The sequence below is a fragment of the Nocardia vaccinii NBRC 15922 genome (assembly GCF_001613305.1).
In the GTDB taxonomy this organism is placed as follows: domain Bacteria; phylum Actinomycetota; class Actinomycetes; order Mycobacteriales; family Mycobacteriaceae; genus Nocardia; species Nocardia vaccinii.
Genome location: NZ_BDCC01000044.1, coordinates 1 through 18,427, shown reverse-complemented (window position 1 = coordinate 18,427; position 18,427 = coordinate 1). Strand labels below are relative to the sequence as shown.

The 18,427-nt window shown below is 67.4% G+C and carries 16 protein-coding genes; 8 read left to right on the top strand and 8 right to left on the bottom strand.

Annotated features, from left to right (window positions below):
- Window positions 1-68: 68 nt before the first annotated feature.
- Both NV1_RS26340 and NV1_RS26335 read right to left on the bottom strand, forming a co-directional pair.
- Window positions 69-1,790 (bottom strand): AMP-binding protein, encoded by a 1,722-nt coding sequence (locus tag NV1_RS26340; RefSeq protein WP_067896840.1) that lies wholly within the window; start codon window positions 1,788-1,790, stop codon window positions 69-71.
- Window positions 1,787-3,457 (bottom strand): AMP-binding protein, encoded by a 1,671-nt coding sequence (locus NV1_RS26335; protein ID WP_067896835.1) that lies wholly within the window; start codon window positions 3,455-3,457, stop codon window positions 1,787-1,789. The genes NV1_RS26340 and NV1_RS26335 overlap by 4 nt, the downstream gene beginning before the upstream one ends.
- 69 nt (window positions 3,458-3,526) lie before the next feature.
- Here NV1_RS26335 and NV1_RS26330 point away from each other — a divergent pair, with 69 nt between their 5' ends.
- A complete protein-coding gene (locus NV1_RS26330) occupies window positions 3,527-4,387 on the top strand; it encodes a helix-turn-helix transcriptional regulator (RefSeq protein ID WP_067896832.1) in 861 nt (286 codons plus the stop codon).
- Between the two features lie 104 nt (window positions 4,388-4,491).
- Here the strand turns inward: NV1_RS26330 and NV1_RS26325 are convergent, their stop codons facing one another.
- Window positions 4,492-5,025 carry a YceI family protein gene (locus NV1_RS26325; protein ID WP_067896829.1) on the bottom strand — a complete coding sequence of 178 codons (534 nt, stop codon included), beginning with the start codon at window positions 5,023-5,025 and terminating at the stop codon, window positions 4,492-4,494.
- A 93-nt stretch (window positions 5,026-5,118) separates the two neighbouring features.
- On the opposite strand from NV1_RS26325, the gene NV1_RS26320 reads away from it, so the two are divergent.
- A complete protein-coding gene (locus NV1_RS26320; protein ID WP_245713930.1) occupies window positions 5,119-5,952 on the top strand; it encodes an MmyB family transcriptional regulator in 834 nt (277 codons plus the stop codon).
- A 136-nt stretch (window positions 5,953-6,088) separates the two neighbouring features.
- Here NV1_RS26320 and NV1_RS26315 read toward each other — a convergent pair whose 3' ends face one another.
- The 3 genes from NV1_RS26315 to NV1_RS26305 all read right to left on the bottom strand — a co-directional run bounded on the left by NV1_RS26315 (window position 6,089) and on the right by NV1_RS26305 (window position 10,272).
- Window positions 6,089-7,762: a glycerol-3-phosphate dehydrogenase/oxidase gene (locus NV1_RS26315; RefSeq protein WP_067896825.1), complete on the bottom strand. Its 1,674-nt coding sequence runs from the start codon at window positions 7,760-7,762 to the stop codon at window positions 6,089-6,091.
- A gap of 64 nt (window positions 7,763-7,826) precedes the next feature.
- On the bottom strand, window positions 7,827-9,347 hold the full coding sequence (gene glpK / locus NV1_RS26310; RefSeq protein WP_067896822.1) for a glycerol kinase GlpK: 1,521 nt from the start codon (window positions 9,345-9,347) through the stop codon (window positions 7,827-7,829).
- A 97-nt stretch (window positions 9,348-9,444) separates the two neighbouring features.
- Window positions 9,445-10,272: an MIP/aquaporin family protein gene (locus NV1_RS26305; RefSeq protein ID WP_067896819.1), complete on the bottom strand. Its 828-nt coding sequence runs from the start codon at window positions 10,270-10,272 to the stop codon at window positions 9,445-9,447.
- Between the two features lie 257 nt (window positions 10,273-10,529).
- On the opposite strand from NV1_RS26305, the gene NV1_RS26300 reads away from it, so the two are divergent.
- The 5 genes from NV1_RS26300 (at window position 10,530) to NV1_RS26280 (ending at window position 14,634) form a co-directional block, all read left to right on the top strand.
- Window positions 10,530-11,294, top strand: coding sequence for an IclR family transcriptional regulator (locus NV1_RS26300; protein ID WP_067896816.1), 765 nt, complete (start codon window positions 10,530-10,532; stop codon window positions 11,292-11,294).
- 26 nt (window positions 11,295-11,320) lie between these two features.
- Window positions 11,321-12,847: a glycerol kinase GlpK gene (glpK, locus tag NV1_RS26295; RefSeq protein ID WP_067896813.1), complete on the top strand. Its 1,527-nt coding sequence runs from the start codon at window positions 11,321-11,323 to the stop codon at window positions 12,845-12,847.
- A gap of 131 nt (window positions 12,848-12,978) precedes the next feature.
- Window positions 12,979-13,317, top strand: a complete 339-nt coding sequence (locus NV1_RS26290; protein WP_084525785.1) for a hypothetical protein — start codon at window positions 12,979-12,981, stop codon at window positions 13,315-13,317.
- On the top strand, window positions 13,314-13,946 hold the full coding sequence (locus NV1_RS26285; RefSeq protein ID WP_067896810.1) for a DUF6286 domain-containing protein: 633 nt from the start codon (window positions 13,314-13,316) through the stop codon (window positions 13,944-13,946). Before NV1_RS26290 ends, NV1_RS26285 begins: the two co-directional genes overlap by 4 nt.
- 127 nt (window positions 13,947-14,073) lie before the next feature.
- Window positions 14,074-14,634, top strand: a complete 561-nt coding sequence (locus tag NV1_RS26280; protein WP_067896807.1) for an Asp23/Gls24 family envelope stress response protein — start codon at window positions 14,074-14,076, stop codon at window positions 14,632-14,634.
- Window positions 14,635-14,640: 6 nt separating this feature from the next.
- Here the strand turns inward: NV1_RS26280 and NV1_RS26275 are convergent, their stop codons facing one another.
- Together NV1_RS26275 and NV1_RS26270 are read right to left on the bottom strand one after the other, a co-directional pair.
- Window positions 14,641-15,939, bottom strand: coding sequence for a D-arabinono-1,4-lactone oxidase (locus NV1_RS26275; protein WP_067896804.1), 1,299 nt, complete (start codon window positions 15,937-15,939; stop codon window positions 14,641-14,643).
- A 94-nt stretch (window positions 15,940-16,033) separates the two neighbouring features.
- Window positions 16,034-16,708, bottom strand: a complete 675-nt coding sequence (locus NV1_RS26270) for a TetR/AcrR family transcriptional regulator (protein WP_067896800.1) — start codon at window positions 16,706-16,708, stop codon at window positions 16,034-16,036.
- 115 nt (window positions 16,709-16,823) lie between these two features.
- Between NV1_RS26270 and NV1_RS26265 the strand changes: the two genes are divergently transcribed.
- Entirely contained in the window at window positions 16,824-18,338 is a 1,515-nt protein-coding gene (locus tag NV1_RS26265) for an MFS transporter (protein ID WP_067896797.1), read from the top strand.
- Window positions 18,339-18,427 lie beyond the last annotated feature (89 nt).

Genomic DNA, 18,427 nt, shown 5'->3' with positions numbered 1-18,427 from the left:
GGAACTCGGATAGGCCCGCTGGAACTGCCGGATGGGAGACTATCCGAATCATGTGCGCGGTGTGGGCATTAGTCGAGTGTCGTTGTGCGAAGGAGTTCTTCGTAACGGAATTCGGTGTCTATGCGAGTACCCGAGGCGTGTGCCGTCTGTTCGCGGTGACGCAGTTCCACCCGCCGGATCTTGCCCGAGATGGTCTTGGGAAGTTCGGTGAACTCGACGCGGCGCACGCGCAGATACGGCGCGAGGTGATCGCGCGCGTATTCCAGGATGGCGCGGGCGGTCTCGTCGTCGGGAGCCCATCCGGCGGCCAGTGCGACATATGCCTTCGGCACGGCCAGGCGGGTGTCGTCGGGCTGCGGCACCACCGCTGCCTCCACCACCGCGGGATGTTCGATGAGCACGCTCTCCAATTCGAAGGGGGAGACCTTGTAATCCGAGGATTTGAAGACGTCATCGGTGCGGCCGATGTAGGTGATGTAGCCGTCGGCGTCGCGGGTGGCGACATCGCCGGTGTGGTAGTACCCGCCCGCCATCGCCGCGGCATTACGTTCGGGGTCCTGGAGGTATCCGGTCATCAGATTGACCGGATCGGCGCTCAGATCAAGGCAGATCTCACCCTCGTCGGAGAGTTCGCCGGTGATCGGATCCACCAGGACCACAGGCACTCCCGGCACGGGACGTCCCATCGATCCCGGTTTGACCGGCTGGCCCGGAGTGTTGCCGACCTGCAGAGTCGTCTCGGTCTGGCCGAAGCCGTCCCGGATGGTCAGGCCCCACGCCTTGCGCACCTGCGCGATGACGTCGGGATTGAGCGGCTCACCCGCGCCGAGGATTTCGCGCAGTCCGGCCGGGCGTTCGCCGAGGTCGGCCTGGATCAGCATGCGCCACACCGTCGGGGGCGCGCAGAAGGTGTTCACGCCCGCCCGGTGCAACTGGTTCAGCAGTGCCGCGGCGTCGAAGCGGGCGTAGTTGTAGACGAAGATCGTCGCCTCGGCGATCCAGGGCGCGAAGAAGCAGCTCCAGGCGTGTTTGGCCCAGCCCGGGGCGCTGATCGCCAGATGGACGTCGCCGGGGCGCACGCCGATCCAGTAGAGCGTGCTCAGATGTCCGACCGGATAACTGATCTGATTGTGCCGCACCATCTTCGGCTTACTGGTGGTGCCGGAGGTGAAGTAGACCGGCAGTTCGTCGGTGACGTCGGTGACCGCTCTGAACGGTCCCGCGGTCTCGACCGCGTCGGCCTCGGTGTAGGCGTGCCAGCCCGAAACCGGATCGCCCACGACGATCCGGGTGTAATCGCCGGCCACCTCCGCGAACTTCGCGGTGTCGCCGGTATTGGCGATGACGAAACGCACTGCGCCACGGTCGATTCGGTCACTCAGATCGGCGGGTCCGAGCGCGGCCGTGGTGGGCATGATGACCGCGCCGAGTTTGGCGACGGCCAGCATCGACTCCCAGAGTTCGACCTGGTTGCCGAGCATCAGCAGCACCCGATCGCCCTTGCGCATACCCAGATTCGCGAACCAGGTCGCGACCCGATCCGAGCGCTGGGCCATCTCCTGGAAGCCGACCTTGCGCTCGCTGCCGTCCTCCTCCACGATCCACAGTGCGGTGCGGTCGTTGCCGTGCGCGATCACGTCGAACCAGTCGACGGCCCAGTTGAACTTCCCGGTCGGCCGAGGCCAGCGGAAGGTACTCCGCGCGGTCTCGTAATCGGTTGCCGCACCGATGAGTTGGTCGCGAGCCGCGCGGTAGAGCGCAGTATTGGACGTGGGTTCGGGCCGGGTCACTGAGCCGCTCCTGTCGGGCCTGGGGTGATGTCCGCGGAATCCGCGCGGAACAACGTCGCGGAGATCTCCCGCATCTCGATCTTGCGGATCTTGCCGGTCACCGTCATCGGGAATTCCTCGACGAGATGGACATAGCGGGGAATCTTGAAATGAGCGAGCTTGCCGGTGCAGAATTCGCGCAGCGCGGCCGCGTCCAACGGCATTGTGCCCTCGCGCATCCGGATCCAGGCGACCAGTTCCTCACCGTATTTCGGATCGGGTACGCCGACCACCTGAGCGTCGAGGACATCCGGATGGGTGTAGAGGAATTCCTCGATCTCGCGGGGATAGATGTTCTCCCCGCCGCGGATCACCATATCCTTGATCCGGCCGGTGATCGCGACGTATCCGTCCTCGTCCATCACCGCCAGATCGCCGGTGTGCATCCAGCGTCCGGCGTCGATGGCATCGCCCGTTCGCCCGGGATCGTTCCAATAGCCGAGCATGACCGAATAGCCGCGCGTGCAGAATTCGCCCTGTTCCCCGCGCGGCACGGTGAGACCCGTTGCGGGATCGATGATCTTGACTTCCAGATGCGGGCCGACCCGGCCGACGGTGGCGGTGCGCTGGCTCAGCGAATCGTCGCGGCGGGTCTGCGTGGAGACGGGCGATGTCTCGGTCATGCCGTAGCAGATGGAGACCTCGCGCATGCCCATCCGGTCGATGACCTGTTTCATGACCTCCATCGGGCACGGCGACCCGGCCATGATCCCGGTCCGCAGCGAGCTCAGATCGTACGAGGAGAATCCCGGGTCGGCGAGTTCGGCGATGAACATCGTGGGCACACCGTACAGCGATGTACAGCGTTCGCGCGCAACGGTATCCAGCGTCGCGGCCGGGTCGAACGCGGCGGCCGGAATGACCATCGCCGCGCCGTGACTGGTCGCGGCCAGATTGCCCATCACCATGCCGAAACAGTGGTAGAAGGGCACCGGGATGCAGATCCGGTCCTCGGCGGTGTAACCGCACAGCTCGCCCACGAAATAGCCGTTGTTCAGGATGTTGTGGTGCGAGAGTGTCGCGCCCTTGGGGAAACCCGTTGTGCCCGAGGTGTACTGGATATTGATCGGATCGTCGGGGGACAGGTTCCGCTGTGCCGCGGCCAGTTCCGCCGGGTCCGCGGCCGCACCCGTCGCGAGCAGGGCGGACCATTCTTCGCTGTCGAGCAGGACCACGCGTTCCAGATCCGGGCATTCGGGTCGAGCCTGTTCGATCATCGCCGCGTAGTCGGATCCCTTGAACTCGGTCGCGGCTACCAGCAGCCGGATTCCGGCCTGCTGCAACACATATCGTAGTTCGTGCATCCGGTACGCGGGGTTGATGTTGACCAGGATCGCGCCGATCTTCGCGGTCGCGTACTGCACCAGTGTCCACTCCGCACGATTGGGCGCCCAGATGCCCACCCGATCGCCCTTGCCGATGCCCGAGGCCAGCAGACCCGAAGCCAGTGCGTCGACCCGAGCGCCGAGTTCGCGATAGTTCCAGCGTGTTCCGGTGACGCGGTCGATGAGCGCGTCGCGGTCGCCGAAGGTCGCGATCGTGCGGTCCAGATTGTCGCCGATGGTATCGCCGAGTAGCGGCGTATCCCATGCTCCGTGTGTATAGCTGGTCGGCCGAGCCAGGCCCATGGTCCTACTCACGGATATAGGATCTAGGTCACACCTGCCCGCCGCTACCCCCGGAAAGGGGTGCCGAGAATGAGTTCCGCCGATGTGTTGCGCCCCCGCGATTCCGATGCGCTGCGAGCGGAATTACGGCAGGTCGCGGCTGTTTCGGGGATGCCGGTGGTATTCGGTGGTCAGGTGCACGCGGGTGCGCTGGTGTTGACCGAGTTCCTGGGCACTCGCACCAATGCGATGCGGGGGCTGGTGGTGACCTCGGCGTCAGGGGTGGGTGGCGCGGCCTTCGCCAGTAAGCGTCCGACCTCGGTCGCGGACTATCGGGCGGCCTCCACGATCACCCACCACTACGATGCGCCGGTGCTGACCGAGGGGTTGCGCGCGGTGGTCGGAATTCCGGTCGTGGTGCACGGGGAGTCGCGTGCGGTGCTGTACGTCGCGAGTCGCGACGCGGGTCCGGTCGGTGACCGCGCGGCGGATCTGGCCATGGCGGCGGGGCGGCGACTATCGGTCGAGCTGGCGATCCGCGACGAGGTGGACCGGCGGCTGCGCCTGCGCGAGGCCGCGGCCGGTGCGACCGCGCCCGGACCGGATGCGGTGCTGGCCGAACAGCTGCGTGCCATTCACGCCGAGGTGCGGGGTATCGCGCAGACCGCCGCCGATGCGGTGACCCGCACGCGGTTGCGGGATCTGTCCGACCGGCTGGCCCGGCTGATGGCCGATCCCGGGATCCCGGACGAGGTGCCCACGCTCGCGCCGCGCGAGCTCGACGTGCTCGCGCAGATCGCGCTCGGTTGCACCAATGTCGAAGCGGCGGAACGTCTTTCGGTCAGCCCGGAAACGGTGAAGAGCTATCTGCGCAGTGCCATGACGAAACTGTCCGCGCACACCCGGCACGAGGCCGTGGTGCGGGCGCGGCGGCACGGCCTGCTGCCCTGATCGGCCGAATCGGTTCTCGGGGTGCGATACGCCGAAGCCGCCCTGCCGGTGTGGGCGAGGGCGGCTCGGTGTGATGAATCAGACCCGTGATCCGATGATCAGGACTACGGCTCGATGAGCTGGATGTCCAGTTCGATGGCGATCTTGTCGCTCAGCATCGCGGCGGGCAGGCCCGGGGCGACGTCGAAGTCCGTGCGCTTGAACGAACCGGTGGCGGAGAATCCGGCGTGACGCTTGCCGTCGCCCTGGAACTCCTGCAGGCCGCCCCACTCGACGTCGAGGGTGACCGGCTTGGTGATACCGCCGAGGGTGACCTCGCCGGTGACCTCGAATTCCTCGCTCACCCGCACCGGCTCGGACGCCTTGAAGTGCAGGGTGGGGCGCTTCTCGACGTCGAGCAGGTCGGCGCTGCGCACGTGGTTGTCGCGGCCCTCGTTGCCGGTGTCGAACGAGTCCAGGTGGATGGTGGCCTCGATGGCGGCGGTGCCGGATTCGTCGACGACGAAGCTGGTCTCGAAGTTGTTGAAACGTCCGCGCACCTTGGAAATGCCCAGGTGACGCACGGTGAAGTTGACCGAGGAGTGGTTCGCGTCCAGCGTCCAGGCTCCGGTCGCGAGGGTCTGTTCGGAAGTCGTCATGCGTTCCAGCCTTCCGGACCGTGGTCCGGTTATCCACACCGCCTTTATCCTGGTACTGGCAGGGCGCGGATAACGGGTCCGGGACAGTAGAGGATGGATGGCGTGTCGAGGTCCGAATTCGCCGAGTTTCTGATAGCCCGGCGTGCGCAGTTGCAGCCCGAGGAGGTCGGGTTGCCGTCGGGGCGTCGCCGCCGCACGCCGGGGCTGCGTCGCGAGGAGGTCGCGGCGTTGGCGGGGGTGAGTGTGGACTATCTGGCGCGCCTCGAACAGGGGCGGGACACCAATCCCTCGACCGCGGTCCTGGCCGCCCTGGCCGATGCGCTGCGGCTGAACGAGGTCGAACGACACCATTTCAGCAAGCTGGCGCTGGGGCTGGATCACCAGGTGGGCAGCTGTCCCTCCGACGGGCGGGCCTTCGAGCGCGTCAGCGACACCGTTCAAGCGGTGCTCGACGCGATACACCCCACCCCGGCCTTCGTGCTGGGTCGCCGGCTCAACATCCTGGCCTGGAACGCCGCGTGGCGTGCTTTCGCCGAGCCGCTCGGGCTGCTCGACGCACAGGTCGAGGGCAACCTCGCGCACTACCTGTTCGGCCATCCGGCGGCGGCGAAGTGGTGGACCGACTGGCCCGTGGCCGCCGACCTGATGACCTCGTCCCTGCGCGCGGCCCGCTCCCAATGGGCCGACGATCCGCAATTGACGACGACGATCGAAGCGCTGCAACGCTTTCCGGAGTTCGCCCGCCGCTGGCAGGAACATCGCGTGACCGATTACCGTTCGGCCACAGTACATTTGAACCACCCGATCCGCGGTGAGGTCGAGGTCGAGATCGAAACCCTCAATCCCGCGGTGGATCAGAGTGTGATGGTGTGGTTGGTCGACCGGCGCCGGGTTCACGCGCCGGGGCTGCGGCTGGTCAACGAGTAGCTCGCTCTCGCGCCGGACTGTGGTTCGGCCGCGTGAATCGCTGAATCGTTCGCACCACAACGGGTTTCCCGGGGATCCAGTGCGCGGCCCGGCGAGGCCTCGGGACCGCGCACGTGCGTGTGGGTGGAAGACGCGCTCAGCAGGGTGCGGCCGTGCGTGCCGCGTTGGCCGCGTCGTCGTCGGCGGCCGCGTTGGCGGCCAGTTCGGCGTTCACTCGGTCCCGGTAGTGGGCGAGTTCCCGGTTCTTGGTGGTTTCGTCCCAACCCAGTTGTCCGGCAACGAGGTCGGCCACCGTGGCGGCTGCGGCGAGTCCGCGGTCGGCGACCTCGATGGATATCCGGGTGCGGCGGGTGAGAATGTCGTCCAGGTGCAGTGCGCCCTCGTGGGTGACCGCGTACACCGCCTCCGCGCCGAGATATTCGGTACCCGGCAGCGGCATGCCGAGCTCGGGTTCGCGATCGATCATGGCGAACAGTTCGGTGGCCAGCGACCCGTAGCGGGACACCAGATGGGCGGCCGCGGCGACCGACAGCCCGGCCCGCTGAGCGACGCTGTCGATATCCTCGAGCAGTTCGTGGTAACCGGCCGCGCCCAGAATCGGCAGATCGGCGGTGACCGAGCGGGCCACTCCGCGCCCGAATCCGGCCACCGCGGCGTCGATCACGTCGGCGGCCATCACCCGGTAGGTGGTGTACTTGCCGCCCGCGATGACGAACAGTCCCGGAACCGGTTCGGCCACAGCGTGTTCGCGCGAGAGTTTGGCGGTACTCGACGACGTCCCGGACAGCAGCGGCCGCAACCCCGCATAGGTTCCCACGATATCGGCATTCGAAAGTGGTTCGCGCAGAATCGAATTGATGTGATCGAGGATGTATCGCACATCCGCGGCGCTGGCCACCGGGTGATTCTTGTCCAGCGACCAGTCGGTATCGGTGGTGCCGATGATCCAGTGCTCCCGCCACGGGATCACGAACAGCACGCTCTTCTCGGTCTTCATGATCAGCCCGGTGCCCAGGTCCAGCCGCTCCCGTGGCACCAGGATGTGCACGCCCTTGGACATCCGCACATGGAACGGGAAGTCCACGCCGGTCATGGCATTCATCTCATCGGTCCACACGCCCGTCGCGCTGATCACCCGGCGGGCGCGCACCGGGTATTCGCGCCCGGACTCCCGATCGGTGACCACGGCGCCGACGACCCGCTCCTGCTCGCGGAGCAGACTCGTCACCCTCGCCCGGGTCAGCACGGTGGCGCCGTGCCGGGCGGCGGTGCGCGCCAACGTCATCGTGTGCCGAGCGTCGTCGACCTGCGCGTCGAAGTAGCGGATCGCGCCGACCATCGCGTCCTCGCGCAGGGCGGGGGCCAATCCCAGTGCGCGCGAACGGCTCAGGTGCCGGTGCATGGGCAATGCCCGCGCACCGCCGAGGGTGTCGTACAGCGCGACGCCAGCGCCGATATAGGGCCGTTCCCAATGGTGTTGCAGCGGAAACAGAAACGACACCGGATGCACCAGATGTGGGGCGAGCTTGTTCAGCAGCAGACCCCGTTCCCGCAACGCCTCACGCACCAGCGCGAAATCGAGTTGTTCGAGATAGCGCAGGCCCCCGTGGATGAGTTTGCTGGAGCGGCTCGACGTTCCGGCCGCGAAGTCCCGGGCCTCGACCAGCACCGTGGTCAGGCCGCGGGAGGCGGCGTCGAGTGCGGCTCCGGCACCGACCACGCCGCCGCCGATGACGAGGACGTCCACCTCGTCCGCAGCGAGCGAGGCGAGGGCGTCGGCGCGATAGGTGGGATCCAGATGTGCGGGCACTGCCGTAACTCTCCTTGTTCCAAAGGTTTTCGATGATCGGCCCGGACGGCGCCGGGCCGGGCGCTCATTCGTCGAGGTCGATCCAGTCCAAGGTCCGCTCGACGGCCTTCTTCCAACGCGCATAACCGCGTTCGCGGTCCTGCTCGCCGAGGGTGGGCTCCCAGCGCTTGTCCTCCTGCCAGTTCTGTTCGAGTTCATCTGTGCTGCGCCAGAATCCGACCGCCAGACCCGCGGCGTACGCGGCGCCCAGTGCGGTGGTCTCGGCGACGACCGGCCGCGAGACCGGGACGCCGAGGAAGTCCGCCTGGATCTGCATGCACAGCTCGTTGGCGGTGACGCCGCCGTCCACGCGCAGCACATCGAGTTCCACGCCCGAATCGGCCTGCATGGCGGCCACCACGTCGCGGGTCTGGTAGCAGACCGACTCCAGCGTCGCGCGGGCCAGATGCGCGTTGGTGCTGTAGCGGGACAACCCGACGATGACGCCGCGCGCGTCCGAGCGCCAGTAGGGCGCGAACAGTCCGGAGAACGCGGGCACGAAGTACACCCCGCCGTTGTCCTGTACCTGCGCGGCGAGCGATTCACTCTGTGACGCACCGGAAATGATGCCCAGCTGATCGCGCAGCCACTGCACGGCCGAGCCGGTGACCGCGATCGACCCCTCCAGCGCGTACACCGGTTTCTGATCACCGAACTGGTACGCGACGGTGGTGAGCAGTCCGTGCTTGGACCGCACCACCTCCTCGCCGGTGTTCAACAGCAGGAAATTGCCTGTGCCGTAGGTGTTCTTGGCCTCACCCGGCCGGAAGCACACCTGACCGACGGTCGCGGCCTGCTGATCGCCGAGCACCCCCGCCAGCGGCACCTCGCCGTGGAACGGGCCGTTGGCCAGGGTCGTGCCGAACAGCCCCGGATTCGACGACGGCACGATATCGGGCAGCATCGCGCGCGGAATTCCGAAGATGGACAACAGTTCCTGGTCCCAGTCCAGCGTCTCGAGATCCATCAGCATGGTGCGGCTGGCATTGGTGGGATCGGTCAGATGCGCACCGCCGTCGATGCCGCCGGTGAGATTCCAGATCAGCCAGGTGTCGGTGGTGCCGAACAGCGCCTCCCCGCGTTCGGCGTCCTCGGCCACACCGGGCACGTTGTCCAGGATCCAGCGCAGTTTGCCGCCGGAGAAATAGGTGGCGGGCGGCAGGCCGGCCTTGCGGCGGATGGTGTCCCCGTGACCCGCGCGCTCGAGGTCGGCGGCGATCTTGTCGGTGCGGGTGTCCTGCCAGACGATGGCGTTGCAGTACGGGCGGCCGGTGCGCCGATTCCACACCACGGTCGTCTCACGCTGATTGGTCACCCCGACCGCGGCCAGGTCCGCCGCGCTGAGCTTCGCCTTGGTGAGCGTGGTTTCGATGACGGCGCGGGTGCGCTCCCAGATCTCGGTGGGATTGTGCTCCACCCAGCCCGCCTGCGGCAGGATCTGCTCGTGCTCGAGCTGGTGACGGGCGATCTCGTTACCGCCGTGATCGAACACCATGAAACGGGTGCTCGTGGTGCCCTGGTCGATGGCTCCGACGAACTGACTCATCGCGGTCCTTTCGAAAGAATGTGCTGGAGAAGGGGTGCAGAAGTCTCTAATCGGATCTCGCGGCGATGGCAAGGGCCACGGCCGGGAAGTTCGCGAACTACAGCACCAGGTGGGCGATCAGTCCGGCCAGCGCGCCGCCGATCAGCGGGCCGACGACCGGAACCCACGCGTAGGACCAGTCGGAGTTCTTGCGGTGTGCCGGTCCCACGGCGGTCGCGGGCCGCTCCGGCTCGGCGCGCCCCTCATGCGCGCCGACGCCGACCGCGACCCGCTCCGGCTCGGCCAGGGCGGTGGAATGCATGGGCAGCAGTGCGTGTGCGATGCGTGGACCCAGGTCGCGGGCGGGATTGATGGCGTATCCGGTCGGACCGCCCAGCGATGCGCCGATCCCGACGACCAGCAGCGCGACCGCCGCCGGGCCCAGACCGGTCGGCGTGTGCCCGAAGGCCAGCACGACGAAGACCAGCACGAATGTGGCGATGACCTCGGTCACGAAGTTCCAGCCGTAGGAGCGGATCTCCGGTCCGGTGGAGAACACCGCGAGCTTCTTGGCCCCGTCGGTCTCGGCGTCGAAGTGCCGCTTGTAGGCCAGATAGGCCGCGCACGCGCCGAGGAACGCGCCGATCATCTGCCCGAGCAGATACGCGATGGTATTGCCGACGGTGATCGGAATACCTGTGGCGTACTCGTGCGCGCCGCTGAACGCGATACCGACGGTGACCGCCGGATTGAGATGCGCGCCGGTCTTGTAGGCGGCGTACACACCGGCGAAGACACCCAGTCCCCAGCCGAAGTTGATCAGCAGCCAGCCGCCGTCGAATCCCTTGGATTTGGTCAAGAGCACATTCGCCACGACGCCGGCGCCGAGCAGGATCAGAAGTCCTGTGCCGAACGCCTCGCTGACGAAGATCGAGCCGAAGTTCACCGTTGAGCCTCCGTGATGAGCCATCGGTCGCCACTGCGACCGCACCGGCAAACGGTACGAATCGCCCGGGAACAGCGGAATTGTTAACGTTCGACAATGCCGAACGACCGGGCTGGCCGGGCCCTGCTGAGCTGGTTACGTTCCTTCCGGCTGGGAGGACTTCATGGTGCAGGTCACATATGGTGGCGGTGATGTCATCGGTCGATCACCCAGCGTTCGACATTGTCGAATCGAAACTTTCCAGATAGGTTCCCGCAATGCCCGGTCCGATCCAATCGATCGAACGGGCGGCAGCAATTCTGCGATTGCTCGCCCGCGGCTCCGGCCGTCTCGGCGTAGGCGATATCGCTGCCGCACTCGATCTCGCCAAACCCACCGCCCATGGCATCCTGCGCACTCTGCAGGGTGTCGGCTTCGTCGATCAGGACGCGGCCAGCGGCAAATATCGGCTGGGTGCGGCGGTGCGGCAACTCGGCGTAGCGGGGGTCGACGCCAACGACCTGCGGTCCTGGTCGATCAACTGGGCGGACTCGCTGGCCTCGCGCAGCGGTGAGGCGGTCCGCGTCGGCGTGTGGACCGACGGCGGAGTTCTGGTGGTACATCACGTCTTTCGGCCGGACAACTCCGAGCAGGCCATGCAGGTCGGCGAGCGGCTGCCCGCGCACGCCACCGCGCTGGGCAAGGTACTGCTCGCGGCCGAGCCCGACCTCGCGAGCGCCGTCCGGCGTCGCGAGCTGACCTCGCTGACGCACCGCACCCTCACCGATCGCGGTGCGCTCACCCGGACGCTGACCGAGGTCCGGCGCAACGGCTGGGCCGGCGACGTCGAGGAGTTCCGGCCGGGCGAAGCCGGTATCGCCGCGCCCATTCGCGCCCCGGGCGGACTGGTCATCGGCGCGATCGGTATCGCCGGACCCGTCGATCGGATCTGCGACGCACAGCTGCGACATCGCCCGCCGCTGATCGCGCTCGTGCGCGACGCGGCGCACGCCATATCCCGGGATCTGGCCACGGGGCGGTGACCATTGGCGATCGGAGAGTTGGGCGTATGACACAACGATATGTGCTGGCGATCGACCAGGGCACGACCTCGACGCGCTGCATCCTGTTCGATCAGCGGGCGCAGCTGGCCGGGGTGGCGCAGCGCGAGCATCAGCAGTACTACCCCAGGCCCGGTTGGGTCGAACAGGATGCGATGGAGATCTGGCGCAATGTCGACCGGATCGTGCCGCAGGTGTTGCGCAATGCGGGCGTCGGCGTGGAACAGATTGTGGCACTGGGGATTGCGAATCAGCGGGAGACCAGCGTCGTATGGGATCGGCGCACCGGCAACCCGATCGGCCATGCGGTCGTCTGGCAGGACGTGCGCACCGAGGAACTGGTCGCCGAATTCGAGAAACGTCCTGGCGCGCAACGGATTCGCCAGCTGTGCGGACTTCCGCTGGCCACCTACTTCGCCGCGCCCCGGCTGCGCTGGATGCTCGACACCACTCCGGGCCTGCGCGAGCGGGCCGAACGCGGGGAGGTGCTGTTCGGCACCATGGAGACCTGGCTGATCTGGAATCTGACCGGTGGCGTCGACGGTGGTGAGCACGTCACCGATGTCACCAATGCCAGTCGCACACTGCTGATGAATCTGGCGAGTCTCAGCTGGGATCCGGAACTGCTGGACTTCTTCGGCATTCCCGCGGCGATGTTGCCCCGCATCCAGCCCTCGACCGCCTCCTACGGCACCACCCGGCGGGTGGTGCCGGGTATCCGGATCGCCGCCGCACTGGGTGATCAGCATGCCGCGCTGTTCGGCCAAACCTGTTTCGCCCGTGGGGAAACCAAGTGCACCTACGGCACCGGCGGATTCCTGATGATGAACACCGGCGGTGAACTCGTGCAGTCCACCCACGGCCTGCTGACCACCATCGGCTATCAGATCGATCGAGACCCGGTCTACGCACTGGAGGGCCCGATCGCGGTGACCGGCTCACTGGTGCAATGGATCCGGGACAACATCGGCTTGGTGGCCAGCGCGCCGGAGATCGAAACCCTCGCTCGCACAGTGGAAGACAACGGCGGCTGCTGCATCGTGCCCGCGTTCTCCGGGCTTTACGCACCGCATTGGCGCAGTGACGCGAGGGGTTTGGTGATCGGTCTCACCTCCTACATCACCAAGGGCCATCTGGCGCGGGCGGTGCTCGAGGCGACCGCGTGGCAAACCCGCGATGTCGTCGACGCGATGAATGCCGATTCCGGATTGCAGGCCGCGACCCTGCGCGTGGACGGCGGGATGACCTCGAACAATCTGCTGATGCAGATGGTCGCCGATTTCCTGGGCATTCCGGTGATGCGCCCGTTCGTCCCCGAAACCGTCTCGCTCGGTGCGGCCTATGCTGCCGGGCTGGCCGTCGGTTACTGGCCGGACCTGCAAGGACTGCGCAACAACTGGCGTCCGGCCGGGCGCTGGGCCCCGCGCATGGACCCGTCGCGCCGCGAGGATCAGTACGACGATTGGAAGCGCGCGGTGCAGCTCAGCTTCGGCTGGGCCCGTCGCCGGGCGCACGGCGTGTCCGCCGAGCGGTGAAACCCGGGCGCCTCGCTCAGCGAATCGGCGCGCGCACGGCGCGTAAGGCGAGGTGAACGTCATTTTCGGTTACTGTTCGGCTATTGCGGGGGGAGCAGTTGGTCGGCCCCTACCGAATACCGGAGGTACTGATGACGAGCATTCTCAGCGGTGTCCCTGCTGTATCGACGGTCGCCACACCCGCGGTGATACGGCCGGATGCGTCCGATGTCATCGATCCCGGCGCGGTGGGCGCGATCGCCGCCGAGGCCGCGCGGGAGATCACCGGTGTATGTGCCGACGTGCAGGTCAGGGTTCGCATCGTCCGTGGTGCGGCGGAGCTGAGCATGCGACTGCCGATCCGCTATCCGATGCCGGTCTGGCAGGTGAGCTCGGCCTGCCGGAGCCATGTCGTGGAACGCGTGCGCGAGCGGCTCGACCTGGCGGTGCGCCGCCTGGAGATCGAGATGTGCGAGCTGGTGGAGCTATGAAACGACGTCCGCGCCGGGCCCTGCCCGCGAGTGTGCTGGCCGTCGCCCTGCTGGCCGCCTGTGTGGTCACCGTCGGCTTGCTGATTCAACACCTCACCGGCACAGAGGGATTCGTGCCCATCGGGCGGGTCGTCGCCAGGCTGCACGGGATCGCCTGGGACGACCGGTGGGTCGCGGTCGGCGGTGTGGTCGCCATCGCGGCCGGACTCGCGCTGCTGATGTCGGCGATCCTGCCCGGACGCGCCGTGGTGCTGCCCCTGACCGGTGACGACGGATTCGCCGCGGGCGTCGCCCGCCGGGGCCTGTGCGCGGCCCTGCGGGACGCCGCGCAATCGGTCGAAGGGGTGCGCTCGGCCCGAGTCCGGCTGCGGCACAAGAAGGTTCACGTCAAGATTCGAACCGCATATGTACACTCCGCCGGGTTGAACGAGCGCGTCCGCACGGTCGTGGACGAACGTCTCACCCTGATCGGCCCGGACCCGGCGCGACGCGTCGTGGTGGCAGCCCGCCGAGGGGGCCGATCGGCCGAGCCGGGTGGCCAGCGGGAACCGCGTGCCGGCGACGCCGCGGTGGGCGGCGATTCGATCGCGGTCGCGGGACCGGAGCAGGTCGTGGGGAGGGCCGGATGACGCGGGCGATGTCGGCGGGGCCTCGACGTATCGGCGTTGCCGCAGCGGCGCGGCGCTGCAATGCCGCGGGGGACAGCAATACGGCCGCTGCCTGCGAGGCGCGGCGGGATGGCGGGGTGGGTGCGCCATGACGACTCGCAATGGTGCGGCTCGGTTGAACCGGACGTTGCTCGCGGTGTTCGGGCTGGCATTGACAGCGGTGGGCGGGTACGCGCTTGCCGCGCACTTCGGCCGGCTCGGATGGGTGGGGCGTCGATCAGCTCTGGTGCCGAACGGCGTGCCGCCTGTTTGGGTGTTGTGGACGGTCGTGGGTGTCGGTTGCCTGGCCGCGCTGGGTGCCGTGCGGTGGGCGGTCGCACAGATTCCCCGGACGCCGCGACCGGCCCGATGGCGTGCTCGCGCAAGGGATTGCGCGGATACCGTCGCGCTCGATACGGCGGTCGCCTGTGCTCCGGTGGCCACCGACATCGAATCGTACGACGGGGTGCGCAGCGCCACGGCCCGGCTGTCCGGGCCGGGGCGCGGGCCCGGTCTGCACCTGGTCGTGACGGCGGCCCCCGACGCCGACGTCACGGCCCTGCGCGACCGGATCCGCACGCACGCGGTTCCCCGATTGCGGCAGGCCCTCGAACTGGAGGAACTGCCCGTGGAGATGGAATTGCGCCTCGCGCGCGAGCGGTCTCGCTGATCGAGGTCAGCCGAGCGGGCCCAGTACCCGGTTCACATACCGATTGCTGAAGCGCCCCTGCGGATCCAGGCGGCGGCGGACCTGCTGGAACCGCTCCCACTCCGGGTACCGTTCGCGCAGCGTGTCCGCGGTCTGGAAGTGTCGCTTACCCCAGTGCGGGCGGCCCTGGTAACGATCGAAAATCGCTTCGCAGGCACGGAAATACGGTTCGTACTCCATGCCGTGGTACTGATGCACCGCGATATAGCAGGTGTCCCGGCCGGCCGCGGGGGACAGGTAGGCATCGTCGGCGGCCACCCAGCGCACCTCGATCGGCATCGGGCCGGCGAACCGCCGGGACACCTCCTTGATCTCGCGAATGGCGTCCACCGAATGTTCGCGCGGCACCGCGTATTCCATCTCGGTGAAGCGAAAAAGTCTGGGGGAGGCGAAGACTCGGTACGACCGATCCACCTGGCGACGGTACGAACCGGCATAGGCGGCCGCCCGCTGTATCCACGGAATCAGTTGTGGCCGAACGCGACACAGCCGGGCCAGCGCGTCGAACGTGTAATTGGACAGCAGGATGTCGGCGAACCAGTCCACTGGTTTGGCGCGTGGCTGCTCCGGAAGGTCGGCCCGGTTGTTGCGCTTGGTCATCGCGATCGGGCTGTGCGCGAACATGTAGAACTCGAAATGCTCGTTACCGTCGACGAATTCGTCCAGATCAGCGAGCACGTCCGCCAGCGGCAACGGACGTTCGATCGCCTCGAGCACGAAGGCGGGCACCAGCTCGAGCGTGACCGCGGTGACCACGCCGAGTGCGCCCAGATTCACCCGTGCCGCGCGCCACCCCTCGGGATCGCTCTGCTCGTCGAGTTCCAATCGGCTGCCGTCGGCCAGCACCAGCTCCACCGAATGCAATGCGGCGGAGATGTTTCGCAGTCGGGACCCGGTGCCGTGCGTCGCGGTCGCGGTCGCACCCGCGATGGTCTGCACATCGATATCGCCCAGGTTGGGAAACGCCAGCCCCAGCGGATGCAGCGCACTGCTCAGCGCGTTCAGCGTCGCCCCCGCCTCGACCCGTACCAGCCCACTGGCGCGATCGACCTCCAGAATCCGGTTCATCTTCTCGAGCCGCAGCAGCGTGCCGTCGGTGAGCACGGTGTCGGTGAACGAATGCCCCGCGCCGGCGACCCGCACGGTCCGCCCCGCATCTCCCGCCTCGCGAACCAGTTCGGCGACTTCATCGGCGGACTCGGGCGCGGCGATGACATCCGGCTCGCATCGCTGATCGCCTGCCCAGTTCACCCACGAGTTGGTCACGCGTCCAACTTTAAGTGATAGGTGTGTGGCACGCCACTTCGGCACCCCTGTCGGCGACGTTCGTGGGCGGCCCGACCGTATCGGCCGGGTGTGACTACTTCTTGCGAGGCGGGAAGCAGGCGGCCTTGGCGCGGTCGATCGCCTCTTCGTCGAGCGGGGGGATGGTGAGGGGGCTGCGGGGGACGGTGTCGGCTCGCACGCCGTCCAGCACGATGGTCATATAGCGCCGCCAGACCTGCTGATCGACCGGGCGCGCGAAGGCCGCGATCGTCTCCACCATGCTGACCAGGACGAAGAAATCCGAGGGCGCGATACCCTCGCGCAGGACCCCCGCGCTGCGCGCGCGCTCGATCAGATGCTCGATCGCGGGCTTGATCCGATCCCGTACCCAGGCGAAACGTGCCTGCGCATCGGGGATTTCGAGCATCACCTCACCGAAGCCGCGGTTCTGGGCCATGTGCTGGCAGGCGTATTCGAACACCTCGGTCAACCCCGCCCAAGGATCCGGGTTGCGGTTGGCCGACTCGACCATCTCCGCCATCTCCGCGATGTTGTGCTCGAACACCTCGACGATCAGTTCCTGCTTGTTCGCGAACCGCCGGTACACCGTGCCCACGCCGACGCCCGCCGCCTCGGCCACGTCGTCGAGGGTGACCTCGAGGCCGCGTTCGGCGAAGAGTCTGCGCGCCGCCTCGAGAATGCGTTGCTGATTGCGGGCGGCGTCGGCGCGCAGGCGCCGGGGTGGTGCGGGGGTAGTGGCGGGGTTCACATCCCCATATTACCAAGATCCGGGATTAAGTGGAGGCAATACCTCCGTTATTGTGGTAGCTTTCCAACTAAGCGGAGGGACATCCTCCGCATAACGGCATCGGACAAGGGACCCAATGACCACTTCGACAGATCTCCGGAAAGACCGGGCGACATCCTCGTCCCGGCGCGACCGCGGCGAGAGCCGCCGCGGTTCGCACGCCCTGCGCTGGTGGGTGCTCGCCGTCCTCGGCGTGGCCCAGTTGATGGTCGTGCTCGACGCTACCGTCGTGAACATCGCGCTGCCCGCGGCGCAGTTGGATCTCGGCTTCTCCAATGCGGATCGGCAATGGGTCGTCACCGGCTACGCCCTGGCGTTCGGCAGCCTGCTGCTGCTCGGCGGACGACTGAGTGACCTGTTCGGGCGGCGTACGACGTTCATCGTCGGGCTGGTCGGATTCGCCGTCGCCTCCGCGGTCGGCGGTGCGGCGAACGGTTTCGTGATGCTCGTCGCAGCGCGCGTCGCACAGGGGGCGTTCGGCGCACTGCTGGCTCCCGCCGCACTGGCCCTGCTGACCGTGACGTTCACCGAGGCATCCGAACGGGCGAAGGCATTCGGCATCTTCGGCGCGGTCGCCGGAACCGGCGGCGCGCTGGGTCTGCTGCTCGGCGGCGCGCTCACCGAATGGGCGTCCTGGCGCTGGGTGATGTACGTCAACCTGGTCTTCGCCGCCATCGCCCTGGTCGGTGCGGTCGCGCTGCTGGCCAAGCACGTCACGACCGAGCGGCCGAAGCTGGACATCCCCGGCACCGTGGCGGTGACCGCGGCGTTGTTCGGCATCGTCTACGGCTTCTCGCACGCGGAATCGCACGGCTGGACCAACGGCCTGACCCTGACTTTCCTGATCGGCGGCGTCGTGCTGCTCGGTGTGTTCGCCTGGCTGGAAACGCGGGTGTCGAACCCGTTGCTGCCCTTGCGGATCGTGCTCGACCGCACCCGCGGCGGGTCCTATCTGACCATCTTCGTGATGGGCATCGGGATGTTCGCGATCTTCCTGTTCCTGACCTATTACATGCAGCTGACCCTGCACTACTCGCCGATCATGACCGGTGTGGCCTTCCTGCCGATGGTGGCCGCGATGATCGCCTCGTCCACGACCGTCCCGTCCCTGGTGCTGCCCAAGATCGGGCCGAAACTCGTTGTCAGCGGCGGATTCCTGATCGCCGCGGTGGGTATGGTGTGGCTGACGCGAATCGGTCTGCACACCGGATACGCCTCGCACATCCTGCCGGCGCTGATCCTGCTGGGCCTGGGCCTCGGTGGTGCGATGTCCACCGCGTTCCAGAGCGCGACGGCCGGAGTGCACCACGAGGACGCGGGTGTCGCCTCGGCGACCATCAACACCAGCCAGCAGGTCGGCGGCTCGATCGGTACCGCACTGCTGAGCACCATCGCCGCCTCGGCCGCGTCGGACTATCTGACGCACCGTCAGCCCACCCCGCTGAACGTCGCGCAGTCGTTGATCGAGAGCTACACCACCAGCTTCTGGTGGGCCGCCGGGATCTTCCTGGCCGGCGCCGCGGTCATGTTGGCCCTGATGCCGAACACCGCCCCCGCCCCGGCGGAAGGTGAGCCCGTCATCGTCCACTGATCGCGAATTCCCTTTCCGGACAATGCCGTCCGTACCAGCGCCCGCCTGCGCATGCAGGCGGGCGCTGTATCTTTGGCCTCCGCTTCGCT

Bases quoted from the DNA above. Each gene is read 5' to 3' on its own strand.
- NV1_RS26335 (WP_067896835.1), bottom strand. From the start codon at position 3,457: ATGGGCCTGGCTCGGCCGACCAGCTATACACACGGAGCATGGGATACG.
- NV1_RS26330 (WP_067896832.1), top strand. From the start codon at position 3,527: ATGAGTTCCGCCGATGTGTTGCGCCCCCGCGATTCCGATGCGCTGCGA.
- NV1_RS26325 (WP_067896829.1), bottom strand. From the start codon at position 5,025: ATGACGACTTCCGAACAGACCCTCGCGACCGGAGCCTGGACGCTGGAC.
- NV1_RS26320 (WP_245713930.1), top strand. From the start codon at position 5,119: ATGGATGGCGTGTCGAGGTCCGAATTCGCCGAGTTTCTGATAGCCCGG.
- glpK (WP_067896822.1), bottom strand. From the start codon at position 9,347: ATGAGTCAGTTCGTCGGAGCCATCGACCAGGGCACCACGAGCACCCGT.
- NV1_RS26300 (WP_067896816.1), top strand. From the start codon at position 10,530: ATGCCCGGTCCGATCCAATCGATCGAACGGGCGGCAGCAATTCTGCGA.
- glpK (WP_067896813.1), top strand. From the start codon at position 11,321: ATGACACAACGATATGTGCTGGCGATCGACCAGGGCACGACCTCGACG.
- NV1_RS26290 (WP_084525785.1), top strand. From the start codon at position 12,979: ATGACGAGCATTCTCAGCGGTGTCCCTGCTGTATCGACGGTCGCCACA.
- NV1_RS26285 (WP_067896810.1), top strand. From the start codon at position 13,314: ATGAAACGACGTCCGCGCCGGGCCCTGCCCGCGAGTGTGCTGGCCGTC.
- NV1_RS26280 (WP_067896807.1), top strand. From the start codon at position 14,074: ATGACGACTCGCAATGGTGCGGCTCGGTTGAACCGGACGTTGCTCGCG.
- NV1_RS26265 (WP_067896797.1), top strand. From the start codon at position 16,824: ATGACCACTTCGACAGATCTCCGGAAAGACCGGGCGACATCCTCGTCC.